Origin of the sequence: Cedecea sp. VD22 (assembly GCF_037150195.1) — a bacterium.
Taxonomy (GTDB): Bacteria; Pseudomonadota; Gammaproteobacteria; order Enterobacterales; family Enterobacteriaceae; genus Cedecea.
In genome coordinates this window covers 97,932-113,521 of record NZ_JBBCPX010000009.1, presented here as the reverse complement: position 1 = coordinate 113,521, position 15,590 = coordinate 97,932, and the positions used below count along the sequence as shown (strand labels likewise).

Genomic DNA, 15,590 nt, shown 5'->3' with positions numbered 1-15,590 from the left:
TAAGCCGTTACTAAGATTCCGGGGTTCAGAAATAGTTGCACTCAGACCGTTAATAACGAGCAGGATAATACGCACTTTTTGCTAAAGCAGCGTAGCGAAATCATCGGTCTTTAATCTTATTTAAGATCTTTCTTTATGGTCGCCGGGCAACAGCGCCAGCCTGAGTGTAAAAACAGGCAAAAAATGCTTTATTAAACCGCAACTGACAAACTTTTGTGCGTCATCTGGTGATGTAACGCACGGTTACGCTTTTCAGGCCGTAAAGGCTGAATTGACGCTTTGCATAAGGGCGCGGAGTAGTATAAATACCTGCTATACCGCCTTATTTTTTAAACTGGATTTTTGCGTTGAAAACTCGTCTTCCTCGTCTTCTTTTGCTGGCCGCTGCGCTGCTGCCAGCGCTCAGTTTTGCGCAACCGTCTCCGGCACCTGAATTTGCCGCCGATGTTGTCGATCGCTATGCCAACCATATTTATTACGGCAGCGGAGCCACCGGCATGGCTATCGTGGTGATTGACGGTAACCAGCGGGTATTTCGCAGCTTCGGCGATACCCGGCCAGGCAATAACGTTCGCCCGCAGCTGGATTCGGTGATCCGCATCGCCTCACTGACAAAGCTGATGACCAGCGAAATGCTGGTAAAAATGCTCGATCAGGGGAAGGTTCAGCTCAACGATCCGCTCAGCAAATATGCGCCTCCCGGCGCCCGGGTGCCGACCTTTAACGGCCAGCCGATTACGCTGATTAACCTGGCCACTCATACCAGTTCCCTGCCGCGCGAACAGCCCGGCGGCGCAGCGCACCGCACGGTGTTCACCTGGCCGACGCGGGATCAGCGCTGGAACTGGCTCTCGCAGGCCACGCTGAAAGCCGCCCCGGGCACCGTGGCCGCCTATTCAAACCTGGCGTTTGACCTGCTGGCTGATGCCCTGTCCCGCGCAACCGGCAGGCCATATGCCGACCTGTTCGATGAGCAAATCGCTCGCCCGCTGGGGATGAAAGACACCACCTTTACCCCGTCACCAGACCAGTGCAAGCGCCTGATGATTGCCGAGAAAGGCGCCAGCCCTTGCGATAACACGCTGGCGGCGGTGGGCAGCGGCGGCGTCTATTCTACCCCCGGCGATATGATGCGCTGGATGCAGCAATTCCTCTCTTCCGACTTCCATCATCGCGGCAGCCAGGCAGACAGAATGCAAACCCTGATTTATCAGCGCAGCCAGCTGCATAAGGTCATTGGCATGGATGTGCCGGGAAAAGCCGACGCGCTGGGCATGGGCTGGGTCTGGATGTCACCGAAAGAGGGCCGCCCGGGCATTATTCAAAAAACCGGCGGCGGCGGCGGCTTCATTACCTATATGGCGATGGTGCCGCAGAATAACGTGGGCGTTTTTGTGGTGGTCACACGCTCGCCGCTGACTCGCTTCGTTAACATGAGCGACGGCGTGAACGATCTGGTGACTGAACTTAGCGGTAATAAGGCTGTAGTAACACCGGCATCCTGAGGATCGCGCGCGGCGTTTAGCTTACCGCCGCGCCATTTTTACGGCGCTTCTTATCCACATACATAAGCGTGTCCGCCTCGCGTATCGCATCGTCCGGCGTGATAGTAGCCGGATTCACGGCGATAGCCCCGATGCTGGGCCCCGCATAATCAATCACGCAGGATTTTAGCTGGTACTCGCCGCTCAGCAGCTCTGCCAGTCTGGCACGAAAAGCCATGGTCGCTCGCAGAGCTTCGCTGTATTCCGTAGGCCCCGCACCGGCAACGATAAACTCATCGCCGCCCAGGCGACCTAATATTTCGTCCCCCCTCACGCCCTCTTTCAGCCGCTGGCCGATGGCGCAAAGGAAATCGTCCCCGGTTTCATGCCCGTGCAAATCGTTTATCTGTTTAAATCCATCCAGATCGGCAAAGGCCACCAGCACGTAGCGGGCGTCATCTTTGGCGCGCGAGAACAAACGAGGCAGCTGATCGAAGACCGCGCGGCGGTTAGGCAACCCGGTTAATTCATCGGTGTAGCTGGCGGTCGTCAGCGCGACGTTGGCCTGCTGAAGCTTTTTCAATAGCTGCTCATTCTGAATCTGCTGTGCAATCAGCTGAGAAAACAGCTGCAAGACCTGTTCGCTATGATCGGTCAGCTCGCGCTGTTCAGAACTGGCGGCGCAGAGCGTGCCGTAGAGCGAACCATCGGCAAGGGTCACGGGCGTGCTGACGTAGGTCACAATCCCTAGCGCCTTTGCCGCTTCAGAGTCACCCCATACGCTTGCGACATCGCAGGTATAGCGGCGGCCTTCGTCTAAAGCGCGTTTACATAGCGTGTCTTCCCAGGGCACGGAAAGCCCTTCGGGAATATTCATCGCCTTTGTATTGCGGGAGAAAACAATTTGCTGCTGGCTACCCTCCGCATCAATGCGGGTCAGGTAGGTGGATTCCATGTTAGTCACCAGCTCCAGCATTTCCAGCAGCTGTCTGACCAAACCTTCCAGGGTGTATTCGGCGTCTAAAGCGGAAGAGATTCGCTCAATCAGATTATCAATCATCACACTGAAATACCTTTATCGGAGGTGCAGACTTGCGCCGGGAAGCGCACTTTTTACCGTATCACAACGGCAACTTCTACCCCTCAAAATATGATATTTCTGCCGGTAATTAAACCTTGCAAAATGTAGCGACTTAGTGTGAATGCAGCTTGCCCCGGGAATCCAGAGAGATAAGCACCACCGAAGAGATAATCAGCAGCGACCCCATCCAGTCCGGCAGCGTAAAGCTAATGCCCAGCAGCAGCACCGAGAGCAATGCGCTGCTCAGCGGCTCCGCGCAGCTAAGAATGCTGGCCTTTGGCCCGCCAATCATTTGCGCCCCTGTCAGGTAGAGGCTGAAAGTGATCGCCGTGCCGACTATCACCAGGTAGAAGAAGGCCAGCAGCGTGCCGCCGGTGGCGGTGAAACTGCCGATCTGGCTGGCGTAAAACGGCAGCAGCGCCGCGCCGCCCAGCAGCATACTCCAGCCCACAACGGGCAGTGTGCCGTAGCGAGCAATCAGCTTCGAGGGATAGGTCGTGTAAAACGCTGCGGCAAACGCGGAGGCGATACCCCAGAACAACGCGCTGCCGGAAATGGTAATCGACGCTGGGTTGCCGTGAGTCACCAGCACAAACGTCCCGATTAACGAGGTGCCAATCGCGGCATAAACCAGTTTGCCGGAACGCTTTTTCCGCACAAAGGCAAACCAGGCCACGATAATGGTCGGCGAAAGGAATTGCAGCACCGTCGCTGTCGCGGCGTTGGACTGTTCGATGGTCAAAAGGAAGGTCAGCTGCACCGTCAACGCGCCGCAGAGGGTAAAAATCAGCAGGGAAATCAGGTCGTTTCGCTGCTTAAACACGGCGAAGATTTTGTCCCCGTGCATAAACGACAGCATCAGCAGAATCAGGCCGGAGAACAGCAGTCGGAGCATGGTCAGTGACGCCGAGGAAATATGGCTTTGCTCCATGATGTACTGCGCACAAACCCCGGAGCTTCCCCACAGCACCGCCGCAAACAACACATACAGCATCCCTTTCCGACTAACGCTCATTCCCCTGCCCTTTTAACACCCGTTTCTTTAGAGCAGCATGATAGCGTAAATCAGGGAGGATTAGTTGCCGAACGTTGCTACCGGCAACGTCCGGCACAGCAAAAGCAGCGGCTATCGGAAATTATAAATAACGGTGACCTGAATAATGTTTTTTTCTGCCAAATGGCTTACTGTAATCGTCTCCTCTGGGTCGTTCCCCTGCCAGCAAACAGCTTCGAAAAAACAATCATTTTGTTTTATATACCCTTTCGCATTCAGATAGGTATCAATTCTGCTGGAGTCAGCAACATCATAGAATCGGATCGCATGAATAAGTGCAGCAGGACCAGTAATATTCGCATAGTCAAAGTCGTACCGGGGGGAAATACGCGGCATTTCTCGCAGGATATCGGGGGTATAATATTCATATTCCCGCTTGTCCTGCTCGGTGTAATGGGCGCTACCCGCGAACTCCATTGTTATATAAGGCCACGCCCACACCAGCCCGGCGGCAATAACCACAACGACCGCGGTAAAAATTTTTAAAGAGTTACGCATAAGGTAGTACCCCGTTTCTTCCATTATCGATATATGAGCCATCGGCGCTGGCAATCCTGACAATGCCTGAGCGGAAATCGCTCCACGGCCTGACGGTTTGCATAAAGTTATCCTAAATACGGAAAGGTGCCGGACGTTGCTATCGGCAACGTCCGGCACAGCAAAAGCAGCGGCTATCGGAAATTATAAATAACGGTGACCTGAATAATGTTTTTTTCTGCCAAATGGCTTACTGTAATCGTCTCCTCTGGGTCGTTCCCCTGCCAACATATCGCTTTAATATGGCACTCCTTTTGTTTTATATATCCCTTTCCTTCCAGATAGGCATCAACCCGACCGGAGTCATCAATATCATAGAAACTGATTGCGTGGATAAATGCGGCAGGCCCGGTAATGTTCACATAATTAAAGTCGTAGCGGGGGGAAATCCGCGGCATTTCTCGCAGGATATCGGGGGTGTAAAATTTATATTCCCGCTTGTCCTGTTCGGTGTAATGGGCGCTACCCTCAAAGCTCATCTCTATATATGGCCAAGCCCAGACCAGCCCGGCGGTAATCACCGCAGCGACCGCGATAAGCACTTTTAAAGCGTTACGCATAAGGTAACGTCCCTCCCTTTGCTTTATCGATATATGAGCCATCGGCGCTGGCAATCCTGACAATACCTGAGCGGAAATCGCTCCACGGCCTGACGGTTTGCATAAAGTTATCCTAAATCCGGGAAGGAGACGGACGTTGCTATCGGCAACTTCCGGTACAGCAAAAGTAGCGGCAATCAGTAGTCATAAATGACGGCGATCTGGATAATATTTTTTTCTGCCAAATGGCTTACTGTGATCGTCTCCTCGGGATCGCTCCCCTGCCAGCAAGCAGCTTCTATAAAGCAATCATTTTGTTTTACATACCCTTTTACATCCAGATAGGTATCTATTCTGCTGGAGTCAGCAACATCATAGAATCGGATCGCATGAATAAATGCCCCAGGCCCGGTAACGTTCACATAGTCAAAGTCGTACCGGGGGGAAATCCGCGGCATTTCTCGCAGAATATCGGGGGTATAAAATTTATATTCCCGTTTGTCCTGCTCGGTGTAATGGGCGCTACCCGCGAACTCCATTGTTATATAAGGCCACGCCCACACCAGCCCGGCGGCAATCACCACAACGACCGCGGTAAAAATTTTTAAAGAGTTACGCATAAGGTAGTACCCCGTTTCTTCCATTATCGATATATGAGCCATCGGCGCTGACGACCCTGACAATACCTGAGCGGAAGTCGCTCCACGGCCTGACGGTTTGCATAAAGTTAGGCAAGTTGCCCTTGTAAGGTCTGGCGTTGGGGAAGATATCGGGGTCGGGAAACAACAGAGGCCGGAACGATTCGTTTTTCCAGCCGCCAATTTTGCCGTAATGATCCCAGCGTTTAAGCGCTTTTTCTCGGCTGACTACACGTAACATGCCAAATGGCTTTGGGATAGAAACAACCCGATAGAACCCCAGCAAATTTGACACCAGATCCTCGCCGCTAAATCCGCTGTCCGTCACCAGGCTAACGGGGAATGACGCCTGCAGCCCTTCGAACTTGCGCGCCAACGACATCATCATTGCCAGCGCAATACTTCTGCGCTCAAGTGGGGTGCGGCCACGTTTAATCCGCCATTTAATAAATTTGCCCATTTTAATCAGTCGGCCCGGGCTGGTCATAGCCTGTGAATAAGCTACATCGTAATACTCCTTTTCCTGCCTTTCCCCCGAGTCAATGTCCCGCAACAAATTTCGTATATCGGTCCCCTGAGCGTGGCCCAAATCGACCCATCCCAGTACTTCTGTATAAATAAGACCATGGGAGATATCAACAGCAACCTCTCCACCAATTATATCACTCCGCTTGCTCTTCGCTTTACACTCCTTGTTCAATAGATGAGATTTAATTTATGCAGTCACCTGTTTCATTCATCATAATTATATTACCCAGACATCACATCATTAAATATAATAACTCATAAAACAAACCCCTCTCGATTATATATAATCTCTCAAACCAGGAGATAAATTGCCACTAGAGAATATAAAATAAAAACTTAATTAATATTTAATTATAAATAACGCCAACCTGATTAAAAGCAGCTGGCGTTATTGGGGGGGACTTTAGTGGGTTTTACGGCGCAGCAGCTTAAAGGCAATAAAGAGGAACACTATCCAGGCCGGCAGCAGCATGGCAGACACGCGCATCCCATCGATGGTACACATCAGCCCCAGCACCATCATCATAAAGGCGATGCACAGGTAGTTGCCGAACGGGTAAAGCAGCGCCTTGAAGCGGGTTTCATGCCCCTGACGGCGCATCGCGCGACGGAACTTGATGTGCGCCAGCGAAATCATGATCCAGTTCAGCAGCAGCGTTGCCACCACCAGCGCCATCAGCAGGCCAAAGGCGTCATGCGGCAGCACATAGTTGAGGACGACAACCAGCGAAGTGATCGCGCCAGACAGCAGCAGTGAATTCACCGGCACGCCACCGCGGCTGACTTTCGCCAGGAATTTTGGCGCATTGCGCTGCACGGAGAGGCCGAACAGCATGCGGCTGTTGGAATACACGCCGCTGTTATAAACCGACAGCGAAGCCACCAGAATCACGAAGTTGAGCGCCGAGGCGACCACATTGCTGTTCAGCTCGTGGAAAATCATCACAAACGGGCTGCTGTTGGACTTGATCTCCAGCCACGGGTAGAGCGAAAGCAGCACCACCAGCGAGCCGATATAAAACAGCAGAATGCGATACACCACCTGGTTCACCGCTTTCGGGATGGTGGTTTGTGGCGAACGCGCCTCGGCCGCCGTAATACCGATAAGCTCCAGCCCGCCGAACGAGAACATAATCACCGCGAGGGACAAAATCAGCCCGTGCCAGCCCGTGGCGAGGAAGCCGCCGTGCTGCCAGAGGTTGCTCACGCCCGCGCGCTCGCCGCCGTGGCCGGAAGCCAGCAGCCAGATGCCGAAGCCAATCATGCCAACAATCGCCAGCACCTTAATCAGCGCAAACCAGAACTCCATCTCGCCATAAAGGCGCACGTTCACGAGGTTCGCGGCGTTAATCACCACGAAGAACAGCGCCACCCAGGTCCAGGTCGGCACGTCCGGGAACCAGTACTGCATATAAATGCCGCCGGCGGTCAGCTCTGCCATGCCGACCAGCACGAACATCACCCAGTAGTTCCAGCCGGACAGGAAGCCAGCAAACGGCCCCCAATATTTATAGGCAAAATGCGAAAATGAACCAGAAACCGGCTCTTCAACCACCATCTCACCGAGCTGGCGCATGATCAGAAATGCAATGATCCCCGCCACGCCGTAGCCCAGCAGGACCGCAGGCCCCGCCATTTGGATCGCCGGGCCAATGCCGAGAAAGAGTCCGGTGCCGATCGCGCCGCCCAGCGCAATCAGCTGAATATGGCGATTCTGCAAGCCGCGCTGTAATTGATGGCCATCCTCCGGCCCCGCACCCTGGCCCTGTGGCTCAGAGGCGACTGACGTGTTTTTCACGCCCTGCTCCTTTGTGATTTGTCAAAGGGGCACCTTTTAACACCTGAAGCTAAGAGTGGCAAGGAATGGTTACACTTCGGAAATAATCCTTGGTGAATGTTATGCTCACGCCCGTTTATCACCGGAGGAAAGGAGCAGGCATTGAAAACGCAAAAACGGGCGCTGGGCTGCGTGGCTATCGTCGTGGATGATTACGACAAGGCGATTGAATACTACACCCAAAAACTGGGCTTCACGCTTGTGGAGGACACGCCTCAAGAGGGAAAACGCTGGGTTGTGGTCACGCCAAACCCGGAAAGTGATTGCCACCTGCTGTTAGCCAAAGCCACCAACGAACGCCAGCAGGCTTCTATTGGCGATCAGTGCGGCGGCAGGGTTTTCCTTTTCCTTCACACCGATGATTTTTGGCGCGATCACGCCATGATGACGGCCAACGGCGTGCATTTCTGCGAAGTTCCACGAGAGGAAGAATACGGCACGGTTGCGGTCTTTGAGGATCTCTACGGCAACCGCTGGGACTTGCTCCAGCACAACTAATACGCTTTGTGGGGGCAAAGGAACAAATCGCTATAAGGCATAGCGTTTCGTTGTTAGACAGGCAAGATCCGGGCTTTTATCTTTCGTCATGATTTGTAAATTTTACAGCAAAAAATCTTGAGGGAATGCTATTGGCCAGGTTACTTGACGCATTACAAACAAAACCCACGCGCTTTCGCCTGGCCTTACAGGCAGCCCTGATTAGCAGCGTGGTGGCTTTCTCCGGCGCGGCGGCGGCCGATGACCTCTTAAAAGAGGGCATCACGCCCGCCACCGACGCCAGTCAAATCCCGGCCACGGCCAAGCTGCGCAAAGACACCGTGGTCGCCGGGATTTCCGAACCTCAGGGGATCTTCAACCCTTACTTCTTCGTTAACGGCTGGGATGAAAACGTCACCAACGTCATTTTCTCACGCCTGATCGACTGGGACAGCCATGGCAATCTGGTCCCTGGCCTCGCCGAAAGCTGGACGGTCAGCCCGGATGGCAAAGTCTATACCATCAAACTGCGCCCTGGCCTGACCTTTAGCGACGGTTCCCCGCTGACCGCCGAAGACGTCGCGTTCACGCTCACCGTGCTGTATGACCCGAAATATGATGGCGATACCGACATCACGCTCGCCAACATCGCGGGCGGTGCCGAATACAAAGCCGGGAAAGCCGACAGCGTCAGCGGCCTGAAGGTGATTGACCCGCTCACGCTGCAGGTCACCACCACCCAGCCGGGTGCAACCACGCCAGGCAAAATCGGCGGCCCCGTGCTATCGAAGGCGTACTACGGCAAAGGCTACCAGCGCGGCAACCTGGATTACCTGCGTACCCTGCACGGCAAACCGCTGGGCAACGGCCCGTATGTGTATGAGAAATACATCCCAGGGCAGGAAATTCGCTTCCACGCCAACACCCATTTCTATCGCGGCACCCCGCCAACGCCGCGCTTTATTTACCGCGTGACTAACCCGTCCACCAACTTCCAGCTGTTCCAGACCGGCGAGACGGATTACGACGCCTTTACTTCCCGCCCGGATGATATTGAGCAGCTAAAACTACTGGGCTTCGCCAATATCAACCTTTACGGCTCCAGCGACTACAGCAAGGTCGAATTCAACGTTCGCCGCCCGGCGCTGCAGGACGTAAAAGTTCGCCAGGCGCTGATCTACGGTCTGGATCGCCAAAAACTGATCGACGTGGTCTACCAGGGCTACGGCACGGTCGCCAACGAGCCGATCTCGCCGATTTCCTGGGCTTATAACCCGGAGGGCGTGAACCCGTATAAATTCGATCAGGCGCAGGCGAAAAAACTACTGGATGAAGCAGGCTGGAAGCCTGGCCCGGACGGCATCCGCGTGAAGGACGGCAAGCGCCTGGAGCTGACGCTGCTGGTCAGCAAAAAAGTGCTGAACGACGCGCTGATCCCTATCGCCAAAGAGAACTGGCAGCAGATCGGCGTGCTGCTGAAGCCGCAGGTTGTCGACTTCAATGCCCTGATGGCGCAGCGTAAAGCGGGCAACTACGATCTGGCCTCCTTTAGCACCAGCACGCTGAACGATCCGCACGACGGCGTGTGGGATTACTACAGCACCGAAGCCAAAGAATCCGGCTATAACAATCCGCAGGTGGACAAGCTGATTAACGAAGGCAACGCCACCCTCGACGAAGAAAAGCGCAAGGCAATCTACCACGAGCTGTATAAAGTACTGGCGGCAGATCCCCCGGCGATTCTGCTCGGCAACCGCAAAATCCTGTCCGCCAGCAGCGCCCGCGTCACCGGCTTTAAGCCAGACATCTACAACGGCCTGACCGGCAGCCTGCCGGATGTGAAAATCGTTAAGTAACGCAGTAACCCTTGCCGCCACCCTTTCACCGGGGCGGCGGCAGTGAGAACGTGATGAAAAATTTTATTCTGCGCCGCCTGCTGCAAACCCTGCCGATGCTGCTGCTCGCCTCGTTTATTATCTTTATGCTGTTTGCAAAAACGCCCGGGGATTTTATCGACGGCAATATTACGCTGACCGCCGCCCGCGCTGCCGAGCTCAAAGCAATTTACGGCCTCGACCAGCCGCTGTTCACCCGCTACCTTCACTGGCTTGGGCAACTGCTGACGGGAGACCTGGGCTTCTCTCTGCAATATCAAATCCCCGTTAGCCAATTGCTGAACCAGTACATCTGGAACTCTTTCCTGCTGGCCGCCATTGCGCTGGTGTTTTACTGGGGGATTGGTCTGGCGGTGGGGATTGTTTCGGCCATGAGACCCAATTCGCTGTTTGATCATCTGGTCAGCGTGCTGGTGTTCGCCGCCATGTCTTTCCCGACCTTTTTCCTCTGCCTGCTGCTGATCAAGTGGTTCGCGGTAGACCTGCACTGGCTGCCCGTCGGCGGCATGACCAACACCGGCAGCGACGCCACCGGCTGGGCCTACGTCGTGCAGGTTGCCGCCCACCTTGTGCTGCCCGTACTCGCGCTGGTGATGCTGCAGGCGGGCAGCCTGACGCGCTACTTCCGCGCCAGTATGCTCGACGTGGTGAAAATGGACTTTATCCGCACCGCCCGCGCCAAAGGGCTGCGCGAGCGTACCGTTATTCTTAAACACGCCCTGCGCAATGCGCTGCTGCCGATCATCACCCTGCTGGGCTTTGAGCTGCCGGGGCTGTTCTCCGGGGCAATCATTACCGAAAAGGTCTTTAACTGGCCGGGCGCCGGCCACATTCATATTGATTCCCTCGCCGCCCGTGACTACCCGGTTCTGATGGGCTTCACGCTGTTTCTGGCGGTACTAACCATCCTCGGCAACCTGATTGCCGACGTGCTTTACGCGTGGGCCGACCCGCGCATTCGGGTGAGGTCGTGATGCTCAGCTCTCTGTTTTCTACCAACCGCCGCCTGCGCAAAGCCGAAATTCCGGCGCTGGCACAGGTGACGCCTTCCCCGTGGCATCAGGCCTGGCAGGCGCTGAGGCGCAACCGCCTGGCGATGTTCTGCCTGATTCTGCTGATAGTGATGGCAATCTGGTGCGCCCTGGGGCCGCTCTGGTCGCCGTGGAAGGACGACGCCACCGACGCCCTGATGATCAACAAGCCGCCGGGCGAAATCCACTGGCTGGGCACCGACTTCCTCGGGCGCGATGTCTACACCCGCCTGCTGCTGGCCGGGCGCATTTCATTAATTATCGGCCTGCTGACCATGCTGCTCTCGGTTACCCTCGGCTACCTGCTCGGCGCGGTTTCCGGCTATCTCGGCGGCTGGACCGACAAACTGATTATGCGCCTGGCAGACCTTGTGATGACCATTCCCAGCCTGCCGCTGCTGATCGTCGCGGGCGCGATGCTGTCGGAGCTCGACTTCTCGCCGGACTCGCGCATTTACATGGTGGTTATCATGCTGAGCCTGCTGGAGTGGCCGAAGCTGGCGCGCCTGGTGCGCGGGCAAATTCTCTCCCTGCGTGAGCGCGACTTTATGCTGGCGACCCGCGTATTAGGCCTTTCCGCCCGCCGCCGCCTGTTCGGGCACTTGCTGCCGAACACCATTCCAATTCTGGTGGTGATGGCGACGATGGCGGTGGCCAACGCCATTCTGATGGAGTCCGCGCTGAGCTACCTCGGCCTCGGCGTCGTGCCGCCCACGCCTTCGTGGGGCAACATGATGGACAGCGCCAACAGCCTGATCGACTTCCAGCGCCGCCCGTGGCTGTGGATGCCGCCGGGTATCGCCATTTTTATCACCGTGATCGCCATTAACGTGCTGGGCGACGGCCTGCGCGATGCGCTGGATCCGAAAATGAAGCGAGGCGCGAAATGAACGAAGCGCTGATTGAGTTCAATAACCTTTCCCTCTCCTTCGCCGGAGAGCATGGGCGCGTGCGTGCCGTGCAGGACGTGTCGTTTACCGTTCGCGCCGGGCAAACCGTCGGCGTCGTCGGCGAGTCAGGCTGCGGCAAAAGCGTGACCGCCATGTCGCTGATGGGGCTGCTGCCTCCGCAGGCGGCACGTATCGACGGCGGCGAAATCCTGTTTCAGGGTAAAAATCTGCTGGGCCTGAAGCCCGCGCAGATGGCAGATTTGCGCGGCAACGAACTGGCGATGATTTTCCAGGAGCCGATGACCGCCCTGAACCCGGTGCTGACTATCGGCGACCAGCTTTGCGAGCCGCTGATCCGCCACCGGGGCGAAACGCCCAAGGCCGCCTGGCAGCTGGCGACACAAATGCTGACCGACGTCGGGCTGGCGCGAGCGGAAAGCCTGATGGCCAGCTACCCACACCAGCTTTCCGGCGGGATGTTACAGCGCGTGATGATCGCCATGGCGCTGAGCTGCAGGCCAAAGCTGCTGATCGCCGATGAGCCGACGACGGCGCTGGACGTCACCGTTCAGGCGCAGATCCTACGTCTATTGCGGGATCAGGCTCGCCAGCACCGTATGGCGCTGATGCTGATCACCCACGATCTCGGCGTTATCGCCCAGATGGCCGAACACGTCGTGGTGATGTATGCCGGGCGCATCGTTGAGCAGGGGCCAACGGCGGAGGTGCTCCGCAATCCGCTGCACCCTTATACCAAAGGGCTGATTTCTTCCCGGCCTGTTCCCGGCGAACGCCGCCGCAGGCTCTATTCGATCCCCGGCCAGGTGCCCGATTTAGCCGCCCTGCCGCCCTACTGCGCCTTTACCGATCGCTGTGAACGCGCCACCGATCGCTGCCGCCAGGGCATTCCGTCGCTGCTCGGCCAGCAGCGCCAGGCCGCCTGTTTTTACAGTGAGTTAGCGGAGTCCGCATCGTGAACACTCAGTACGTTATTGAAGTCGAAGGGCTCAAAAAACACTTCCCGCTGCGCGACGGGCTTTTTGGCCAACAAACTGGCGAGCTGCGCGCGGTCGACGGCGTCAGCTTCAACATTCGCCAGGGCACGATTTTCGGCCTCGTGGGCGAGTCCGGCAGCGGAAAAACCACCGTTGGCCGCACCCTGCTTGGCCTGTATGACAAAACCGCCGGTAGCGTGAAGTATCGCGGCAAAGAATTGAGTGAGTTGAGCGCCAAAGAATCGCGGGCGCTGCGCCCCAAAATCCAGCTGGTATTTCAGGATCCTTACAGCTCTTTAAACCCGCGCATCCGCGTGGGCGATGCCATCGGGGAAGCGATGCTGGAGCACAAGCTGTGCACCCGCGCCGAACTGCGGGACAAGGTGCTGGAAGTGATGAAGATTTGCGGGCTGGCACCGCAGCATTACACCCGTTTCCCGCATGAATTTTCCGGCGGCCAGCGCCAGCGCATCGGTATTGCCCGCGCGCTGATCCTTAACCCCGATTTTATTATTGCGGACGAACCGATCTCGGCGCTCGACGTCTCCATTCAGGCGCAGATCATCAACCTGTTTTCCGATCTGCGCGACGAACGCGGCGTGACGTTTCTGTTTATCTCGCACGATCTCGGCGTGGTGGAGCACCTCTGCGACGACGTCGCGGTGATGTATCTCGGCCAACTGGTGGAAACTGCCAGCCGCGACACGCTGTTCAGCCGACCACTGCACCCGTATACGCAGGCGCTGTTAGCCGCGGTTCCGACGCTGGACCCGGACAGCGAGCCGGTGGCCGCCATTCAGGGCGAAATCCCCGATCCTTCTCGCCCGCCTTCCGGCTGCCGCTTCTCCTCGCGCTGCCCGCTGGTCACCGACCGCTGCCGCCAGGAGGTCCCGGCGCTGCGGGAAGTGGGCGATGCTCATCGCGTCGCGTGTCATTTGGTGTAACTCTGTGATTCAGGCAGACAGCGGCCTGAGTACGCTGTCTGCCACCACCTGCCCTGACTCCAGCTTGATCAGCCTGTCCGCCAGCGGGAAATAGCGGTCGTCGTGGGTAATGGCGAGCACCGTTTTGCCTTCCGCTTTCAGCATCGGCAGCAGCACTTTGTAGAACACCTCTTTAAAACCGGGATCCTGATCTGCCGCCCATTCGTCAAACAGATAAAAAGGCCGATTCTCCAGCCATGCCTGCAGCAGCGCGAGACGTTTACGCTGCCCCTGAGAAAGCGCGGTGGTCGAGAAACGCCCGCCCCGGAAGGCCACTTTGTGGTCGAGCTTCAGCAGGTGCAGCAGCTTATTCACCTGGTCCGCCGTGCGCTCGTGGACGTTATCCACGTCATCGAACAGGAAGAAATCATTGAATACCACGGCAAAATGCTGGCGGTAGATCTCACGCTGCTCGGGCGTTATCAGCCTGCCGTTTAGTCGGAGGTCGCCGCTGTCCGGCGGGTAAAGGCCCACCAGCAGATTGGCCAGCGTGGTTTTCCCGCTGCCGTTGCCGCCCACCAGAAAGACCAGCTCGCCCTGAGTGAAACGAAGATTAAGCGGCCCGAGAGTAAAACGTTCCCCCTCTTCGCCCTGATATTCGTAGCGAATATCGGCCAGCTCAAGGCCGTCAAAACGCGGCGGGCTTTTCAGCGGCAGCAGCTTTTCCTGCGGCAGATCGGTTTTAAGCTGGGCGATTCGCTGGAGCGCGATGCGGGCGCTGGTCACCGTCGGCAGCGCCGACAAAACGCCTTCCACCGGCACAATCATGTACAGAAAAATCATCGTGTAGCCGGTCATCACCGCCGAACTCAGCGCCAGCGACTCCCGCAGCCAGTAAAGCACCACGCCGATAAACGCGAAGAACAGCACGCTACCCCAGCTCTTCGCCAGGCCGTAAAACACATACCCACGAGTGCGTTCGATGCGCACCGCCTCGATATTCTCGCTCAGTGGTCCGTCGACAAAATGCCGCCTGCGCGACGGGTTCAGGCGAAACTCGCGCCCGCCATCGAACAGTTTTTTACACTGGGCAATCAGCGTATCTTCCCGCTGCCGCGAGCTACGCAACAGCCCCAACGCTTTACCGTGGGCGGCGCGGTAGCCCATCGCCCCCAGGCCAAGCACCAGCAGCGCCAGCAGCAGGACCTGCCACGACAGCGTGCCGAGGTAAATCAGGCAGCCGATAATCGCCGCCCCATAGATAAGCAGCCCCGGCAGGCTGACGAAAAAGACCACCAGGGTGTCGAGATCCTGAGTCAGAATGGACACCGCTTTTGCCATGCCGGTTTTCTCCAGCTGCGCCCAGGCGGTTTCGCTGACGTGATCCACCACGTCTTTGCGCAGCGTGGCCTTCACTTTTTGCCCGAGCCACATAAACAGCGTTTCGGCCAGCACGCGGGTGCCCAGCATTAACGCGGCCAGCAACACAAACTGCAGCGCCACGTCGGCCAGCCCGCCGGGCGGCAGCGTCAGGCTATGGTTGATCACCGCCAGCAGCGAGGCGTTGCTTAACCCGCTGACCACGCTGGCAAACGCCGCCAGCACCAGCCAGCCGCCCACCAGGCGGAACAGCATCATTAACAGAGACATTGTTACTTCCTTTTCGACATTACTCTGCCGG

General features: G+C 56.7%; 15 protein-coding genes. 7 read left to right on the top strand and 8 right to left on the bottom strand.

Going from position 1 to position 15,590, the window contains the following annotated elements:
* Positions 1-347: 347 nt before the first annotated feature.
* Entirely contained in the window at positions 348-1,505 is a 1,158-nt protein-coding gene (ampH, locus tag WFK85_RS16255) for a D-alanyl-D-alanine-carboxypeptidase/endopeptidase AmpH (protein WP_166994367.1), read from the top strand.
* A gap of 16 nt (positions 1,506-1,521) precedes the next feature.
* Here ampH and WFK85_RS16250 read toward each other — a convergent pair whose 3' ends face one another.
* The 7 genes from WFK85_RS16250 to pheP all read right to left on the bottom strand — a co-directional run bounded on the left by WFK85_RS16250 (position 1,522) and on the right by pheP (position 7,659).
* A complete protein-coding gene (locus WFK85_RS16250) occupies positions 1,522-2,544 on the bottom strand; it encodes a diguanylate cyclase domain-containing protein (RefSeq protein WP_166994582.1) in 1,023 nt (340 codons plus the stop codon).
* A gap of 133 nt (positions 2,545-2,677) precedes the next feature.
* Positions 2,678-3,580: an EamA family transporter gene (locus WFK85_RS16245; RefSeq protein ID WP_166994365.1), complete on the bottom strand. Its 903-nt coding sequence runs from the start codon at positions 3,578-3,580 to the stop codon at positions 2,678-2,680.
* A gap of 111 nt (positions 3,581-3,691) precedes the next feature.
* On the bottom strand, positions 3,692-4,117 hold the full coding sequence (locus WFK85_RS16240; protein ID WP_336708927.1) for a hypothetical protein: 426 nt from the start codon (positions 4,115-4,117) through the stop codon (positions 3,692-3,694).
* 173 nt (positions 4,118-4,290) lie between these two features.
* Positions 4,291-4,716, bottom strand: coding sequence for a hypothetical protein (locus tag WFK85_RS16235; RefSeq protein ID WP_336708926.1), 426 nt, complete (start codon positions 4,714-4,716; stop codon positions 4,291-4,293).
* Positions 4,717-4,892: 176 nt separating this feature from the next.
* Positions 4,893-5,315, bottom strand: coding sequence for a hypothetical protein (locus WFK85_RS16230; protein WP_166994360.1), 423 nt, complete (start codon positions 5,313-5,315; stop codon positions 4,893-4,895).
* Positions 5,308-6,033 (bottom strand): hypothetical protein, encoded by a 726-nt coding sequence (locus tag WFK85_RS16225; protein ID WP_205246504.1) that lies wholly within the window; start codon positions 6,031-6,033, stop codon positions 5,308-5,310. Before WFK85_RS16225 ends, WFK85_RS16230 begins: the two co-directional genes overlap by 8 nt.
* Positions 6,034-6,264: 231 nt before the next feature.
* A complete protein-coding gene (pheP, locus tag WFK85_RS16220) occupies positions 6,265-7,659 on the bottom strand; it encodes a phenylalanine transporter (protein WP_166876228.1) in 1,395 nt (464 codons plus the stop codon).
* A gap of 141 nt (positions 7,660-7,800) precedes the next feature.
* On the opposite strand from pheP, the gene WFK85_RS16215 reads away from it, so the two are divergent.
* The 6 genes from WFK85_RS16215 to WFK85_RS16190 all read left to right on the top strand — a co-directional run bounded on the left by WFK85_RS16215 (position 7,801) and on the right by WFK85_RS16190 (position 13,930).
* Positions 7,801-8,196 carry a VOC family protein gene (locus WFK85_RS16215; protein ID WP_008454438.1) on the top strand — a complete coding sequence of 132 codons (396 nt, stop codon included), beginning with the start codon at positions 7,801-7,803 and terminating at the stop codon, positions 8,194-8,196.
* A 125-nt stretch (positions 8,197-8,321) separates the two neighbouring features.
* The gene (locus tag WFK85_RS16210) at positions 8,322-10,031 is read left to right on the top strand and encodes an ABC transporter substrate-binding protein (RefSeq protein WP_442892310.1); all 1,710 of its coding nucleotides are present in this window, start codon (positions 8,322-8,324) and stop codon (positions 10,029-10,031) included.
* Positions 10,032-10,084: 53 nt separating this feature from the next.
* Positions 10,085-11,044, top strand: a complete 960-nt coding sequence (locus tag WFK85_RS16205) for an ABC transporter permease (RefSeq protein WP_336708925.1) — start codon at positions 10,085-10,087, stop codon at positions 11,042-11,044.
* Positions 11,044-11,991 carry an oligopeptide ABC transporter permease gene (opp4C, locus tag WFK85_RS16200; RefSeq protein ID WP_336708941.1) on the top strand — a complete coding sequence of 316 codons (948 nt, stop codon included), beginning with the start codon at positions 11,044-11,046 and terminating at the stop codon, positions 11,989-11,991. The genes WFK85_RS16205 and opp4C overlap by 1 nt, the downstream gene beginning before the upstream one ends.
* The gene (locus WFK85_RS16195; RefSeq protein WP_336708924.1) at positions 11,988-12,968 is read left to right on the top strand and encodes an ABC transporter ATP-binding protein; all 981 of its coding nucleotides are present in this window, start codon (positions 11,988-11,990) and stop codon (positions 12,966-12,968) included. The genes opp4C and WFK85_RS16195 overlap by 4 nt, the downstream gene beginning before the upstream one ends.
* The gene (locus tag WFK85_RS16190; protein WP_336708923.1) at positions 12,965-13,930 is read left to right on the top strand and encodes an ABC transporter ATP-binding protein; all 966 of its coding nucleotides are present in this window, start codon (positions 12,965-12,967) and stop codon (positions 13,928-13,930) included. The genes WFK85_RS16195 and WFK85_RS16190 overlap by 4 nt, the downstream gene beginning before the upstream one ends.
* Positions 13,931-13,939: 9 nt before the next feature.
* On the opposite strand, the gene WFK85_RS16185 is transcribed toward WFK85_RS16190, so the two are convergent.
* A complete protein-coding gene (locus tag WFK85_RS16185; protein WP_336708922.1) occupies positions 13,940-15,559 on the bottom strand; it encodes a cyclic peptide export ABC transporter in 1,620 nt (539 codons plus the stop codon).
* Positions 15,560-15,590: the final 31 nt, after the last annotated feature.

Excerpts from the sequence above, each read along its gene's own strand:
- WFK85_RS16195 (WP_336708924.1), top strand. The coding sequence starts at position 11,988 with ATGAACGAAGCGCTGATTGAGTTCAATAACCTTTCCCTCTCCTTCGCC.
- WFK85_RS16240 (WP_336708927.1), bottom strand. The coding sequence starts at position 4,117 with ATGCGTAACTCTTTAAAAATTTTTACCGCGGTCGTTGTGGTTATTGCC.
- WFK85_RS16250 (WP_166994582.1), bottom strand. The coding sequence starts at position 2,544 with ATGATTGATAATCTGATTGAGCGAATCTCTTCCGCTTTAGACGCCGAA.
- WFK85_RS16235 (WP_336708926.1), bottom strand. The coding sequence starts at position 4,716 with ATGCGTAACGCTTTAAAAGTGCTTATCGCGGTCGCTGCGGTGATTACC.
- WFK85_RS16210 (WP_442892310.1), top strand. The coding sequence starts at position 8,322 with ATGCTATTGGCCAGGTTACTTGACGCATTACAAACAAAACCCACGCGC.
- opp4C (WP_336708941.1), top strand. The coding sequence starts at position 11,044 with ATGCTCAGCTCTCTGTTTTCTACCAACCGCCGCCTGCGCAAAGCCGAA.
- WFK85_RS16205 (WP_336708925.1), top strand. The coding sequence starts at position 10,085 with ATGAAAAATTTTATTCTGCGCCGCCTGCTGCAAACCCTGCCGATGCTG.
- WFK85_RS16185 (WP_336708922.1), bottom strand. The coding sequence starts at position 15,559 with ATGTCTCTGTTAATGATGCTGTTCCGCCTGGTGGGCGGCTGGCTGGTG.
- WFK85_RS16230 (WP_166994360.1), bottom strand. The coding sequence starts at position 5,315 with ATGCGTAACTCTTTAAAAATTTTTACCGCGGTCGTTGTGGTGATTGCC.
- WFK85_RS16245 (WP_166994365.1), bottom strand. The coding sequence starts at position 3,580 with ATGAGCGTTAGTCGGAAAGGGATGCTGTATGTGTTGTTTGCGGCGGTG.